We start from the raw sequence: 14,718 nt of genomic DNA, 5'->3' as shown, positions 1-14,718 counted from the left end.
ATGCGCTGCCTGTTCACGATGTTCTCCGAGGACGTGGGGCTGATTCCCAAGACGAGCTTCACGGGTATGCTGCGCACCTACTCCACCCCCGAGATGCGCGAGTTTCTGCCCGATGCCCTGAGCGGCCTCTGGCATACGATGGATACCGGCGGCTTCTCCCCCGACCTCAAGGCCCGGCTGCGGCGCTTCAACGGCAAGCTCTTCCACGACGCCACCGCCCTGCCCCTCACCCCCGACCAGATGGCCCTGCTGCTCAAAGCCGCCGAAGCCGACTGGACCGAGGTGGAGCCCGCCATCTTCGGCACCCTGCTGGAGCGCGCCCTCGACCCCCGGGAGCGGCACAGCCTGGGCGCCCACTACACCCCGCGCCGCTACGTGGAGCGCCTGGTGCTGCCCACCGTGCTCGAACCCCTGCGCCGGGAGTGGACGGCCGCCCAGGCCGCCAGCGCCCGCCGCCTCGACGAAGGCCAGCCCCGGGAAGCCCGCCAGGAGCTGGTGCGCTTCCTCACCCGCCTCACCGGGCTGCGCATCCTCGACCCCGCCTGCGGCTCCGGCAACTTCCTCTACGTCACGCTGGAGCACCTCAAGCGCCTGGAGGGCGAGGTATTGGCCGCCATCAACGCCTTCGGCCACACCGGCCTGCTCGACCTGGGCGGGGGCACCACCGTCTCGCCCCGGCAGCTGCTGGGCCTGGAGCTGAACCCGCGCGCGGCGGCCATTGCCGACGTGGTGCTGCGCATCGGCTACCTGCAATGGCACCTGCGCACCCACGGCATCACCCAGCTCTCCGAGCCCCTGCTCGACGAGTACCAGAACATCCGCCAGCAGGACGCCGCCCTGCGCCACGACCCGCCCACGCCCCGCCTCGACGCCCACGGCCAGCCCGTTACGCGCTGGGACGGCACTACCCGCCTGCACCCCGCCACCGGCCAGCCCGTGCCCGACGAAACCGCCCGCACCCCCGTGCTCGACTACCCCAACCCCCGCCCCGCCGAGTGGCCCGAAGCTGATTTCATCGTGGGCAACCCGCCGTTTGTGGGGCCGGCCCGCATGCGCGACGCCCTCGGTGACGGCTACACCGAAGCCCTGCGCAAAGCCTACAAGGGCAAGGTGCCCGACTCGGCCGATTTGGTGATGTACTGGTGGTACAACGCCGCGGCCGCCGTGCAGCGCGGCCCCGCCGAGCGGTTCGGCTTCATCACCACCAACAGCCTCAAGCAAACCTTCAACCGCCGCGTGATGCAGCCCTTCCTGGAAGGCGACCCGGCCCCGCTCACCCTCACCTTCGCCATTCCCGACCACCCCTGGGTCGATGCCGCCGAAGGAGCCGCCGTGCGCATCGCCATGACGGTAGCCGAACGCACCCTCACCGTAGCCGCGCCCGGCCAGCTCTGGATTCTGAAAACGGAATCCGTAGCGGAAGGCGACGAAGCGGCGGAAGTGACTTTTGAGGAACAGAAAGGCTTGATTCTTTCTGACTTGTCGATTGGTGCTGCACTGGATAGTGCTAATGCGTTGAAAAGCAATGATGGTTTATCTAATAGAGGTGTCCAGTTGTATGGCGCTGGCTTCATTCTAACGAAAGAGGAAGCAGCAGCATTTCAAAATGCCCATACAGACAGTGTAATCCGACCCTACTTAAACGGCCGTGATTTAGCTGGTAATTCTAGAGGTGCATTAGTTATAGACTTCTTCGGATTAAATGAAGGAGAAGCATTAGAGAAACACCCTTCGGTTTTCCAGCATATTTTAGAGAGAGTAAAACCCGAGCGTGACCTAAGCAAGGAGCCTCGTGTTAAAGCAAATTGGTGGCTTCACGGAAGAACGAGGGACGACCTTAGGGCTGCATTAGCTGGGCTTCAACGATACATAGCAACTATTGAAACATCAAAGCACCGGTTCTTTCAATTTATTGATGGGCAGGTATTACCTGACAATCGGCTAGTAGTCGTTGCACTAGACGATGCTTACTATTTGGGCGTATTGATGAGCCGTTTTCATACAGTTTGGGCTGCTGCTACTGGAGGAAGAATGGGCGTCGGGAATGACCTCATCTACAACAAAACCCGCTGCTTCGACCCGTTCCCCTTCCCCGCCGCCACGCCCGCGCAGCAGGCCCGCATCCGGGAGCTGGCCGAGCAGCTCGACGCCCACCGCAAGCGCCAGCAAACCCAGCACCCCGGCCTCACCCTCACCGACCTCTACACCGTGGTGGAGAAGCTGCGCGCCGCCCAGCCCTTGTCGGCCAAAGACCAGACCGTGAACCAGCAGGGCCTGGCCTCCGTGGTCCTCAGCCTGCACCAGCAGCTCGACGCGGCCGTGGCCGAAGCCTACGGCTGGCCCCCCGCCCTGCCCGACGCCGATATCCTCACCCGCCTGGTCCGCCTCAACCACGAGCGCGCCGCCGAGGAAGCCGCCGGCACCGTCCGCTACCTGCGCCCCGCCTACCAGGCCCCCGACACCGTGCAAACCAGCATCGCCCTGGCCGAGCAGGCCGCCAAGCCCGCAAAAGGGAAGTCGGCTGGCTCCCCCTCTCTTCCGGAGAGGGGGACGGGGGGTGAGGCACCCTTCCCCACCGAGCTGGCCCAGCAGATGCAGACCCTGCGCGACGCCCTCCAGCAGGCCGGCCAGCCCCTGACCGCCGCCCAGGTCGCCGCCCGCTTCAAGCGCCTCAAAGCCGACAAGGTGGAGCCCCTGCTGGCCACCCTGGCCGCCCTGAGCCTGATTCGCCTCACGCCCGAGGGCTACGCCGCATAAGGGACGCATACTTGCGTCTCGTCGTGCGCATTACCGATTTACTGTAGGCACCACCCTACTAGCATTACTATGCTTAAGTGATTGCCCAAAAGATTTTTCTATTACTGAGTTGAAAGAATGAACAACAAGAAAAAAGCTGCTCAGGTCTTATGGACGGGTAGCATCTTCTCCCTAATTACACTCTTTGTTGTTACCCGAACTGGCGGTCTTGTGGTGTTTGATGAGCACACAGCCCACGTCGGGGACACCATTGGCGGCATCCTGGGCCCAGCTCTTAACCTGACCGGCTTACTGGTACTCTATATATTCTCTGCGGGAGCAATTCGTAGCTAGCCGTGACCAGCGCCGTGGGCAACAGAAGGAAGCTTCCTACAACATAGCCCTGCGCCTGGTAGACGAAATCCGTTCCTCATGGAATGATATCCGTCAGAATCTCGAACACCTATTGCAGGAAGAAGACCAGCTTAGCTTGCTGGACCCCGACGCCTTTGACTACATGGAAGAAACGGAAGACACGCAAGAACGCTGGTTCGCACTTCAGGACCTACGGGCTAGTCTCAGCTTTTTTGAGGCTTTCCAAAACAACGCATCACCTCTGCCCCCTAGACTGCATCGCGCCATTCTAGGCATGTTCCGGGCCGTCTATTTCATGCCCTTGCGGCGGCTGCTTCATGCCAACTTCGAACAGCTAGCTTACGATGCGGACGAATATCGAAATGTGCATGGACAGCCTCCTCACTCCTCACCGTTGCGCAACGAAATAGCACGTCAATTGGCCTTGTTCGACAGTGTACAGCCAGCAGCGGAGTAGTCGCAGTTCAGGAAATACAACACGATTCCCTCTGGGTATCTTGAAGGGAATGTGAAATAAAACTTCAATTCCCCTTCAGCGTTGAAGGGAATCTGAAATATTTTTTCACATTCCCTTCAACCAGCTAGCTATGGCCCATGCCCTGCGCAACTCCATTCCCTCAACCAGCCTCTCGATGGCCGTGCGGAAGCACTTTGGGCTTACCCAGGCGGAGCTGGGCCGCTACCTGGGAGTAAGCGAGCAGCACATCGGCAATATAGAGGCAGGCCGCCGTACCACCACGCCCCAGGGCACCCTGCGCCTGGCCCGGCTGGCCCGCCTGCTGCCCCCGCCGGAGGGCGTGGGGTCGGCGGCGCCGGCCGAAGCCTACGCCCCGCCCGCCGTGCCCACCCGGTTGTTTGGCCCCGAGCAGGCCCTGCCCGGTCCGCTGGCGGCGGCGGCCCTGTTGAAGCGGCAGCGGCAGTGCAGCCGCCGCATCGGGCTGCTGCGGCGCGACCTGCACGTGCTCGGCCAGCGGGCCACCGCGCACGAGCGTCGGCGCTGGGCCCTGGCCGTGCTGCCGACGGCCCTCACGGCAGCGCCTACCGACCCGGCGACGCCCGCCGAGCTGGCGCACCTGGAGCACTGGCTGACTGAGCTGGCCGCCACCCTCCCCCCGGCCCCCGCCCTACGGCCCGATACCGCCACGGCCCTGGCCCTGCTGCTGGTGCGGCTGGCGGCCGTGGAAGCCGAGGCCGCCACCCTGGCCCAGCTGCTGACCAAGGCTGCCTGAGGCCCCCGGATCAAGCGCCGATCGGGGTTGTCTAAACTATTCAGGCCCTTCGGCATACAGGCTACCGGATATGTTAGTAACTATCGAGCAGCTTGGTCGCGGCGCGAAGGCCGGGCGGTTGTTTCTCTTCACTTTCTAACCACTACTACCAATGGCTTATCCCGTTCAATTATTGACTTCCGTCGCCTAGTGCGACACCTTGCTGGAAGCAGCCCAACAGGAGCTGCGCGACCTGCGCGTGCGCGAAACCGTGCTGAGTGCCCAGGGCGAGCGAACCAGCGAAAATGCCACCGACACCACCGCCGACCTGGCGGCCCAGGCGGCCATTATCAGTGCCCTCACCCCGGTCGTGGCCACGCTGCCCACCGGGAGCCGGGCGCGCATCAACACCGAGGCCGACCTGCGCCGCGCCACCCAGCGCCACCAAAATCTGACGGCCAGCCAGCAGCTGCGCGGCCCCGTGGCGGCCCTGAACCGGGCCCTCGACCTGCGGCAGGTGCAAGTCCAGATTGCCGAAATCAACTCCTTCGTAACGGAAGTCACGGCCAGCAAAGCGGCCCTGTAGCCTTCCGAGTACGCTTACCGCTACCACTCCTATTGCTATAAGCCTTCCCCTGCGCCGGGGGAAGGCTTTATTTTTTTGTCCTGCTCCCCCGTTTCCCGCGGAACCGCCGGCAGCGTGCGGCCTACTCCCCGGCCGTGGCCTGGAGCGTGGCCAGGGGCACTTCCCGGGTATCGGCGGCGTAGAGGCTCAGCGTATTGCCCTGAATGCGGTAGCGCTGGGCCTGGTTCAGGGCCCGCATGAAGGCGCCCTCCGTGGCCAGGTCGGGGCAGGCGCTGCGGGTCGTGACCAGGGGTCCCAGCCGCAGCCGTCCTTCGGCCGCCAGGGTGTAGGGGCCCGAGAAGCGGTTGCAGGCCGCTCGCCCCTCGGCCCGGGCCCGGCCGTCGCGCAGCACCAGGAAGGGACGCTGCTCGGTGGCCGGGGCGGGCTGCCCGTCCAGCTCGCGCAGCTCCCAGCGCACGTTGCGCAGCGGAGCACTGGTGGGCACGGGTCGGTCGGCCGAGTTGGCGGTGGAGCCCGCGTTGGGCCGCTCACTCAAATCGTAGCTGCAGGCCGGAGCAAGCAGCAGCAAAGCGGCGGCGGCCGCAGGGAGGCGAAAGGCAAGGGGCATGGCGACGGGCGTTGGCGTGAGGGGTGGCAGTGACTACTCCCCGGCTGTACGCAGCCGGGCCGGATTGGTGGCGCGGGCGCAGCGTCGGCTCAACCAAGCCCCCGGGGCTGCGTACCTCCCGTATTCCCCACCAACTCCGCTCCGATGCCCACCAAAACCCTCGCCGACATTGCCGCCAAGCTGGCCAAGCTTGACATTGCCATGCTCACCACCCAAACCAGCCGCGGGCAGTTCAGCAGCCGCCCCATGAGCAACAACGGGGACGTGACCTACGACGGCAACTCCTACTTCTTCACCTACGACGGCTCCCGCACCGTCCACGACATCGAGCAGAACCCCCACGTGGGGCTCACCTTCGAGGGGCCCAAGCGCCTGTACGTGTCGGTGGCCGGCACCGCCACGCTCATTCGCCACAAGCCCACCCTGCAGAAGCACTGGGTGCCCGACGTGGAGCGCTGGTACAAGGACGGCATCGACACGCCCGGCATCGTGCTGGTACGGGTGCAGGCCCGCTACATCAAGTACTGGCAGGACGAGGACGAAGGCGAGCTGCACCTGCCCGGCTAGTCCGGCAGCCGGCCCCAGCCTTCGCTCCGGCCGGGACATCGTTCTGCCGTGCAGCCGCTCATGACGGGCGGCGCGAAGCTATCCGTCCCGGACAATGCGCTAAGCCTGGTCAAACTAAAAAGCCCCGACGTCAGGACAACGTCGGGGCTTTTCGCTTAAAAGGAGTCTTCTACACTTGAGAGGACGGATTGCTTCGGCTTCGCCTCGCAATGACAGAACCGGATAGGGCCGGCTAAGGTCGGACAGGAGCAGACCGGGCCGCCAGAACGACAACTCACCATTTCACCATTTCACAAGTTCACCATCTCACCACCTACTGCTGCTTGCCGCAGCCGGCGCAGAACTTCTGGTCGGCTTTCACGCTGGTGCCGCAGTCGGCGCAGAACTTGTCTTTGACCTGGGCCGTGACGTTGGGCGTACCGCAGGTAGGACAGAACTTCTGGTCGGGCCCGAGCTTGGCCTGGCAGTTCTTGCACTGGCTGATGCTGCCGCGGCCGATGAAGTCGAGGTCCTGGGTGTAGTCCTGGGCGCGGGTTTTGGTGTAGATCTGCTCCCGGGCGGCCTGGGCCTGCTGGGAGGCCAACTCCTCGTGCTCGTCGGGGGCGCAGTCTTCGCAGAGGCCGGCCTTGCCGTTCCAGCACACGTCGGGGCACACCCAGTGCCCGCAGCGGGTGCACTGTTTGAAGAACTGCTTGCCTTCGAGCACGGCGCTTTTCAGGGCCTCGTCGTGGGCCGGGCCGCCCACGGCGCGCTGCATCTGGTAGGCCGCGTTGCCCGCGTCGTGAAACATGCCCCCAAACAGGCTGCCGGCCGCATTGAGCAGGCTCGTGGCCATGCCCATCTTGTTGATCTGAAACCGCGACATGTGGCCGTTGTGGCACTTGTCGCAGTAGAACTTGAACTGGAAGCCCTTGTCGGTGGACAGGTCGTCGTGGTTGGCCACAAACTGAATCATGTTACTCATAGCGCGGCGGGTGGGTTGGTTCAGGCCCTAAAAGTAGTGGTTCTGCATATGCGGGCGGCGTTATATAGAAAAAACACCCGCCGGAAAGCCCGACGGGTGTTTGGGGTAAGGGTGTAGAGACGCATACCTGCGTCTCAATCGTTGAACGATAAACGGGGCAATGCCGGGGCCGGCCGGCACGGACGACGAGACGCAAGGTTGCGTCCCTACAGCCGCGCTGACCTTATGCCCCGTCCATGCGCACGATTTTCGGGGTGAAGGAGCCGAGCACGTCCACCAGCTCCCGCTGGCTCTGCATCACGGCGTGAATGTCCTTGTAGGCCATGGGCGCCTCATCGACGCCCCCGCCCTGCAAGGCCACGTCGTGGGCCTTCAGGTACTGCCGCACCTGGGCTTCGCTGAGCTCCTGCTTGGCCCGGGTGCGCGACATCAGCCGCCCGGCCCCGTGCGAGGCCGACCCGAGCGACTCCGCCACGCCCCGCCCCCGAACGATAAAGCCGGGGGCCGTCATCGAGCCGGGGATGATGCCCAGCACGCTCGCCCCGGCCGGGGTAGCGCCCTTGCGGTGCACAATCACCTCCCGGCCGTCCTGCAGGCGCTCTTTCCAGGCGAAGTTGTGGTGGTTTTCCACTTTCGCCAATGGCCGTTCCCCGAGGGCCTTGGCCAGGCGCTGGTGGATGTGCTCGTGGCAGGCCGAGGCGTAGTCGCCGGCCAGGGTCATGGCCGCCCAGTACTCCTGCCCCAGCTCCCCGTCGAGGCCGAGCCAGGCCAGGTGCTTGGCTTCGGCGGGCAGCTGGCAGTTTTCCATGGCCAGCTTGGTGTAGTGGTTGGCCACCGAGGCGCCCAGGCCCCGGGAGCCGGAGTGCGAAAGCAGCCCCACGTACTGACCCACCGCCAAACCCATTTCATTCGAGGGGTCGGTGATATCCACGATACCGAACTCCACGAAGTGGTTGCCGGAGCCCGAAGTGCCAATCTGCTCGGCGGCCGTTGCCTGCTTGTTGCGCAGGAAGGGCACGTCGCGGAAGGTGTCACTCTCCAGCACTTCGTGGGTGAGCTTTTTGCCCCGGTCGAAGCCGGTACGGTTGCCGAAGCGGGTGTTGTCGAGCAGCAGCTTCTGGAGCTCCTGCACCCGCTGCCCGATAAACTTGGGCGGCAAAGCAAACACCGACAGCGCCATCCGGCAGCCGATGTCGACGCCCACGGCGTAGGGAATCACGGCGTTGTCCGTCGCCAGCACGCCCCCGATGGGCAGGCCGTAGCCGTGGTGGGCGTCGGGCATCAGCGCCCCGGCCACCGTCACGGGCAGCTTCATGGCCGTATCCATCTGGTGCAGGGCCCCGGGCTCGATGTGCTCGGCCCCGTAGAGGGCGTAGGGTTTGCGGGCCACCAGCTCGAGGTGGCGGGAAGGCGGGGGCAGCAGGGCCGCCGCCACGTGGCTCCAGTCGAGGTGGGTGGCGTACTCCTGGGGGGCGGCCAGCAGGCGCTGGAGCAACGCCAGCTGGTCGGAGTGAGAGAGTTTTTTCAGGTGCTTGCGCTGGAGCTGCGCCAGGGCAAGGCCGATGGCGCGGCCTTCGGGGAAGCCGAGCTGCCGAAGGTCGTTGCCGCGTAGTTGATTGGCCATAAAAAGCGTGGTCCTGAGGACCGTTGAGTTCATTGAAAGAAGAAAGACGGCCTCTTGCAAGGCGGCGGCACCCAGATTCCGGTGCCGCCGCCGGCCGCGTTGTTAAGTGAAAAAAGCGTTGCCAAAGCGCGCAAACGGGTAATTAGGCGGGAAGCCTTCGGATGTTGAGTTCTAAGTAAGACTCCCCCACGACACCGTTTACGGCCCGGCCCCCGCGTGGGCAACCAGGCGGGCCGCCACCATTACACTGCGCCCTAACCCCTAGGCTACTGCCCTTGCGGCAGGTGGGATTCGAACCCACGACCTCAGTATCCCGAAGGAAGGCGACCCTACGGCACCACGCAGGAAAACAAAGCTGCCTACCGGGGCAACGGGCGGAGGGCGACGCCCGGGGACCAGGCCCCGGGGTGCGGGAGTTGAACCCGCTCGGCTCCGCAGCGGAGCCTCACCGAAGTAGCGCCGTCCGACGGCACCCGGTAAGCAGTTGTAACAGCTCGTTGGGGCAACAAAGCGCCCAGCCCGTTATCCTGCTCTAACCAGCTGAGCTACCGCCGGCTTGACCACCGACGGGAGGGATTCGAACCCCCGACCCGGGCATTAACAGTGCGAAGTAAGGCTGAGCTACGGCACCCAACGAGGTATTCTCTGTTCCGTTCGGGGCAACCAGCGAAGCGCCCCACCCCCTGGCGCAGCCACCTTCCACCACTCGCCGCCGCTCACCAGCAGCGCGGTAGACAAGGGTCCCCGTCAGTAAGGTTCGAAGGATTGCGCCCCTACGGCACCCGAACAGAACAGTAGATCAATTCCACCGGGGTAAAAAGAGGAAAGCGCGTGCTCTACCAAGCTGAGCTGCCGGCACCGGCCGCCAGGACCGGTGCCCGCCAGGATTCGAACCCGTAACCCGAAGGAACGCTTCCCGACGACACCCGGCGGGAGTTTTTTGCAACAGCTCCACTCGTCGAGCGAGGGCAACAGGCGCCGGGCGTCGTCTGGGCTACCCGAAGGCAGCCCAGCGGGACTCGAACCCAGGCCGGACAGTCCGCAGACCACCGGCTTCACCAAGCGAAGGAACGCCCGGCTACGGCACCACGCCAAAGAGCGGGCTATTACAATCAGAAAAGGGCAACGGGCGGGCGGCGAAGTGTTTTCGTCATCCGCCCCCGGAAGGCCGGATGCGGGACTCGAACCCGCGCGATACCGCCGCCGAAGCAGCAGTAACCGAAAACGTTAACCACGAAGTATCGCCAGCCTACGGCACCTTTCCCGGTGTTTTCCCCAAGTGGCCGGAGGCAGGCCCAGCCCGATTGGCTGGGCATTTAGGCCCCCGACCTTGGGGTGATGAATGGTGAATAAAATGAAGTAGACAGTCCGGTAGCGAAGCCCTACGCCAGCTCGATTTTCCCGATTTCGGTCAGGGCCGAGCCGCCGTTTTCCAGGGCCGCCAGCACGTCGAACACTTTGTCGGACCAGCCGGCAATCAGGGCCGCGCCGTGGCCCTCGCGCACTTCGACGGGCGCGGCGCCGTGGCCGGCCAGATCGAAGAGGTAGAGCCGGGCCCGGGGCGCCACCGTGCGGCGGTAGTCAATCCAGGCCTGAGCCAGAGTGCCACCGTCGCCAGTGCTGTTCCAGAGCTGGCAGTCGGTGAAAATCATGACCTTATCCACCACCTCGCGGCGGCGCAGCAGGTCCTGAATCACCAGGTAGCCGTTGGTGCTGTAGCCGACCTCGCCTTCGCGGCGGTAGAACTCCTGCACGTTGTGCAGCACCCGGCCCCGGGGCAGGCTGACGCGCTTCCAGGTGTCGCCGAACATACCGGTGGTCACGTGGCCGCAGCGGCTTTGCAGCAGCATGCCCAGCACCAGGCCCACGTCGTAGAGCAGCACCTTGCTGCGGGCCGATACGGGCGTCTGCATCGAGCCCGACACGTCGCAGGCCACCACCACCCGGGTATCGAGGCCGAAGCCCCGCAGGTTGGCGGCGCTGTGTCCGATGGCCGTTTCTAGCGCCTCGAGCACCACCGCTACGTAGCCCGACTGCACCAGCAGCACCTCGCGGTACGCGGCCAGGAAGCGGAAGGGCAGCTGCTTGGCCCGGGCCACCGCCCCGGCATCGGCCAGGGTGGCGCACACCCGCTCCACCGCCCGGGCCGATACGTCGGCTTCGAGGATGTTGCGCAGGTTGCGCAGCAGGGCCATGTAGCCCAGCTTGCCCGAGCCGATGAGCGTTTCCCAGGCCGTGCGGAAGGCCGCGGTGCGGGCCTGGGCCGAAGCAAACTGCTGCTGCCCCAGGGCCGACAGCTCGGTTTCCCAGGTGTAGGGCGTGGGCAGCGTACCCTGCACGAGCTGGTCGAACAGATGCTGCTGCTCCGCGCTTTTCGCGGTGGGGTGCACTAAGAACAGCGCGTCGCGGAGGCGCACCCGGCCGGCGCGGTCGTACTTGGCCAGCTGGTAGCCGTCGAAGTTGTTGAACGACCGGGCCAGGCCTTTCTGCACCTGCTTGGAGAGGCGGCCCAGGGTTTTCACCCCGTCCCGCTCGTTGGCCTGGGCGTAGTAGGCCAGCAATTCGGTGATTTCATCGGCGCGCTGCACCACCCGGGCCACGAGGCGGCTCACCAGGCTGGTGCCGCGGTGGCGGCGGGCCAGCTCCACGGTGAGCACCAGGGGCACGGTGCGCAGGTAGAGCTGCTCCCGGGCGTAGACGGCCAGCCGGGCCACAAATTCGGGGTCGTTGCGAGCCACCAGCTCCCGCAAACGGAGCAGGCGGGCATCGGCCGTTTCGTAGAACTGGTCGCTGAGGGCCGCCGTGGCGACGGCCGCGTAGAGCTCCAGCTGGGGCGTGAGGGTATAGGCTACCGCCCCCTCGTGGTTGAGAACGGTCTTGGCTTTGCGGAAAGTAAAGTTGAAGCGCATGCGGTGGGAAGGGTGAGGTGGTGAAACAATGAGTTATTCAATTGGCCGCGGCGGGCGCTTTAGCCCAGCAAGTGCTTGGGCACGAGCAGGCGGTGGTCGGCGGCCCAGCGTTGAATCCAGGCGCCTTCCTCGTCGTTGGGGCGGCGGTTAAACACGCCCCGGGCCTGCACCACGGTGCGGTTGGCCTGCACTTCCAGCGTTACCCGACGCAGACCGTTGAGCGTGAGCGAGAAGATGCCGCTGCGGCCGCGCCGACAGGAGTCGAGGTAAGACGCCACGCAGTGCCGCAGCCCCCGCCCCTCCTCAACCAGGTCGCCGTAGGTGCGCAGCTGGGTGATGCGCACCGGGCACTGGTGCCCCCCGCTGAAGTCGGGCACCGGCAGCGGCGCCCAAGTGGTGGCCAGCGTGAGGCTGGGCTCAGCCGGCCGGTGGGCCGCCTGACTTAGCTGCCGGTGCCACTGCGCCGTCTGGATCAGAAGGCTGCTCATGGAGCGGCCCTTCAGCGAGAAGCCCGGCTGGGCCGGCTCGTCGCCGAAACCCACCGTCCGCTTCTGGTGAATCCAGTCGCACACGGGGCCCAGCTGGTAGGGGTCTACCATGGGGGCGGCGGCAAAGAAATCCACGACCCGCAGCCAGAATTCGTCGTCGCGGCCCAGGCAGCGGCCCAGGCGGGAGTCGAGCACCGGCCCGAGCCAGGCCAGCTGCCCGCGGGCGGCGAGCTGGGCGTAGCGCAGGGCCTGCAGGAAGGTGTAGCCGGCCGGGGCGAGGCGCAGGTAGTGCTCGACCCGGCGGCTGAGCGGCACCGGCAGCCCCGGGAAAGTGCGCAGGGCTTGTCCCCGGCCCAAATACACGGTCAGGTCCGCAATGCTGAGCCCGTCGCGGAGGCGGCCGGCGGTCCAGGAGTTGAGCACCCAGGCCGGCACGTCGTGGTAGTGGTCGAACAGGTGGCGCACCAGGCTTTCCAGCTGCCGAAACGGGTTGCGGCTGCGGGGCTGCCAGTCGGCCAGCTCCCGGCAGCGCCGGGGCAGATTGCGGGCCACGGCCGCCAACGCCGGGGCCAGCTCGGGTCGCCAGAGCAGTTCGGTGCGCTTGGCGGCCAGGCCGCGCAGCAGCCCGGCGCACTGCTGGCGCACCGGCTCTTGCTGCTCGTGCAGGCAGTGGCGGTAAAATACCGTCAGCACCGAGTTGTCGCCGAGCTGGGCTTCGAGGGCGGGCAGGGAACCGCGCAGGGCGAGCAGGTAATCGACTTGCTGGGGCAGCGACCAGCGGCGCCAGTCAAGACGCCTGGCCGCCGAGAGAACTATGCGGGCTTGCTGGGCTTGCCAGGCCGCGTGGGATAGGGGTTTGAGGCGGTTGGCCATCGGTGGGGGTGCCCCTGGCGGGGGCGGTTACCGAGTGAAGAAACGGGGCTGGCGGAGGCAGCCGAAAGAGGCGGGTGAAGCAGGAGGCGGAAGCTTTCGTACATAGCAGCGTTATTTTTGAGCGGATGTATTAATTTACAACGACGACAAACTGAATTAATTTTATCTATTTAATAATTATCAAAAAGACGTAGTTTTTCCACGACGCCGAAAATTATTTTTCAGCGAATAAATACTATGAAAAAGGCCCGGCATCTGGGGAGAGCCGGGCCTTTTTCACGAATGCGTCACGAGGAATCTACCTACGCGAATCGTTCGACAAAAAATCCCGGCCGTACCCGTTCCACTCCCGGCATATTGGCCGTTTGGGCAGTGGGTGGGCATAAGAGCAGTCCTGGAGGCGGAGCATGGCCGAAGGGAATAAGGGGCTGAAAAACAAACCACCCGAACCTTCTGGAGTTCGGGTGGCGGAAGTATCAGGGAAAAACCTGAGCTACTTAGCTATACCGAACCAGGACCGAAGCCCGCGGCTTCATATCCTCTTGTTTGCTGGTGTAGTTAAAGTGGCGTAGCATGGTTTGGGGTGTTGTTCTGTGGTTGAGTGATGCAAATATGGAGGGACTTTTTGTATCCACCAAATAAGTTCGAAAAATATTTTAATTATTTTATTGTTTAGAATAATTCAACGCAACCAATGCATTGTTTTAACTAGCTTATGCATTCCTTGATTCAGCAATTATCCCTTTAATCCCGGCAGCTATTATTGTGCTCTACTACGCTTGAAACGTTTCTTTTGGTGAAACCACGCCGGCTCCGTCAGCCGCCGTTTCCGCCCGCAGCTCGTAGAGGGGGCGTATTGTTGCCGCTTCTTTGACCCATGCCTTGCCTTGCCACTTCCGCCCGCTACACCCTCGAGCTGCCCACCGGTCACCGCTTCCCCATTGCCAAGTACGAGCTGATTCGGGAGCAGCTGCTCTGGCAAGGCGTGGCCCCGGCCCAGGATTTCTACGACCCCGGCCTGTGCGCCGAAGCCGACGTGCTGCGGGTGCACACGGCCGACTACTGGCGCAAGGTGCGCGACCAGCAGCTCTCAGTGGCGGAAGTGCGGCGGCTGGGCTTACCCCAGAGTGAGCGACTGGTGCTTCGGTCGTTGAGCAGCTCGGCGGGCACGGTGGAGTCGGCGCGGCACGCCCTGCGCGACGGGGTGGCCCTGAACCTGGCCGGCGGCACCCACCACGCCTTTGCCGACCGGGGCGAAGGGTTTTGCGTGCTCAACGACATTGCCATTGCCGCTGCCCACCTGCTGCACCACGGCCTGGCCCGACAAATCCTCGTAGTCGACCTCGACGTGCACCAGGGCGACGGCACGGCCAGCATTTTCCGCGCCGAGCCCCGGGTATTTACCTTCAGTATGCACGCCGGGGCCAACTACCCGCTGCGCAAAGAGAAGTCGGACCTGGACGTGGCCCTGGCCCTGGGCACCACCGACGCCGAGTATTTGGCCCAGCTCACGGCGACTCTGCCCGGCCTGCTGGATAGCGTGCGGCCGGATTTCGTGTTTTTCCAGGCCGGTGTCGACGTACTGGCCACCGACAAGCTCGGCAAGCTGGCCCTGACCAAAGCCGGCTGCCGGGCCCGGGACGAGGTGGTGCTGGGCTTGTGCCGGCAGCGGAGCCTGCCGGTGGCCGTGAGCATGGGTGGGGGCTACTCCGAGCGGCTGGCCGACATCGTGGACGCGCACTGCAACACGTTTCGGGTGGCCTACGAGCTCTACGGCTGAG

The 14,718-nt window shown here is 64.7% G+C and carries 12 protein-coding genes; 7 read left to right on the top strand and 5 right to left on the bottom strand.

The window, feature by feature from the left end; genetic code table 11:
- From EWM57_RS05795 to EWM57_RS05775, 5 genes are all read left to right on the top strand, one after another.
- Complete coding sequence (locus EWM57_RS05795) at positions 1 to 2,757, top strand: class I SAM-dependent DNA methyltransferase (protein ID WP_242509992.1); 2,757 nt, start codon at positions 1 to 3, stop codon at positions 2,755 to 2,757.
- A 117-nt stretch (positions 2,758 to 2,874) separates the two neighbouring features.
- Entirely contained in the window at positions 2,875 to 3,090 is a 216-nt protein-coding gene (locus EWM57_RS05790) for a hypothetical protein (RefSeq protein WP_129920198.1), read from the top strand.
- Between the two features lie 112 nt (positions 3,091 to 3,202).
- Entirely contained in the window at positions 3,203 to 3,568 is a 366-nt protein-coding gene (locus EWM57_RS05785; RefSeq protein ID WP_129920197.1) for a hypothetical protein, read from the top strand.
- Between the two features lie 130 nt (positions 3,569 to 3,698).
- Complete coding sequence (locus EWM57_RS05780) at positions 3,699 to 4,340, top strand: helix-turn-helix transcriptional regulator (protein WP_129920196.1); 642 nt, start codon at positions 3,699 to 3,701, stop codon at positions 4,338 to 4,340.
- 199 nt (positions 4,341 to 4,539) lie between these two features.
- Positions 4,540 to 4,905, top strand: coding sequence for a hypothetical protein (locus tag EWM57_RS05775; protein WP_129920195.1), 366 nt, complete (start codon positions 4,540 to 4,542; stop codon positions 4,903 to 4,905).
- A 121-nt stretch (positions 4,906 to 5,026) separates the two neighbouring features.
- On the opposite strand, the gene EWM57_RS05770 is transcribed toward EWM57_RS05775, so the two are convergent.
- Positions 5,027 to 5,512, bottom strand: a complete 486-nt coding sequence (locus EWM57_RS05770) for an META domain-containing protein (RefSeq protein ID WP_129920194.1) — start codon at positions 5,510 to 5,512, stop codon at positions 5,027 to 5,029.
- 144 nt (positions 5,513 to 5,656) lie between these two features.
- Between EWM57_RS05770 and EWM57_RS05765 the strand changes: the two genes are divergently transcribed.
- Positions 5,657 to 6,079: a pyridoxamine 5'-phosphate oxidase family protein gene (locus EWM57_RS05765; RefSeq protein WP_129920193.1), complete on the top strand. Its 423-nt coding sequence runs from the start codon at positions 5,657 to 5,659 to the stop codon at positions 6,077 to 6,079.
- 313 nt (positions 6,080 to 6,392) lie between these two features.
- Here the strand turns inward: EWM57_RS05765 and EWM57_RS05760 are convergent, their stop codons facing one another.
- The 4 genes from EWM57_RS05760 to EWM57_RS05745 form a co-directional block, all read right to left on the bottom strand.
- Positions 6,393 to 7,043, bottom strand: coding sequence for a zinc ribbon domain-containing protein (locus tag EWM57_RS05760; protein ID WP_129920192.1), 651 nt, complete (start codon positions 7,041 to 7,043; stop codon positions 6,393 to 6,395).
- A 223-nt stretch (positions 7,044 to 7,266) separates the two neighbouring features.
- Entirely contained in the window at positions 7,267 to 8,667 is a 1,401-nt protein-coding gene (locus tag EWM57_RS05755) for an RtcB family protein (RefSeq protein WP_129920191.1), read from the bottom strand.
- A 1,382-nt stretch (positions 8,668 to 10,049) separates the two neighbouring features.
- Positions 10,050 to 11,576 (bottom strand): TROVE domain-containing protein, encoded by a 1,527-nt coding sequence (locus EWM57_RS05750; protein WP_129920190.1) that lies wholly within the window; start codon positions 11,574 to 11,576, stop codon positions 10,050 to 10,052.
- Between the two features lie 59 nt (positions 11,577 to 11,635).
- Positions 11,636 to 12,937 (bottom strand): PcfJ domain-containing protein, encoded by a 1,302-nt coding sequence (locus tag EWM57_RS05745; protein ID WP_129920189.1) that lies wholly within the window; start codon positions 12,935 to 12,937, stop codon positions 11,636 to 11,638.
- A gap of 877 nt (positions 12,938 to 13,814) precedes the next feature.
- On the opposite strand from EWM57_RS05745, the gene EWM57_RS05740 reads away from it, so the two are divergent.
- Positions 13,815 to 14,717, top strand: a complete 903-nt coding sequence (locus tag EWM57_RS05740; RefSeq protein WP_129920188.1) for a histone deacetylase family protein — start codon at positions 13,815 to 13,817, stop codon at positions 14,715 to 14,717.
- The last annotated feature ends 1 nt before the right edge of the window (position 14,718 follow it).

Origin of the sequence: Hymenobacter persicinus (assembly GCF_004167665.1) — a bacterium.
Taxonomy (GTDB): domain Bacteria; phylum Bacteroidota; class Bacteroidia; order Cytophagales; family Hymenobacteraceae; genus Hymenobacter; species Hymenobacter persicinus.
The sequence above is the reverse complement of the archived record's forward strand: the minus strand, read 5'-3'. Positions and strand labels throughout refer to the sequence as shown.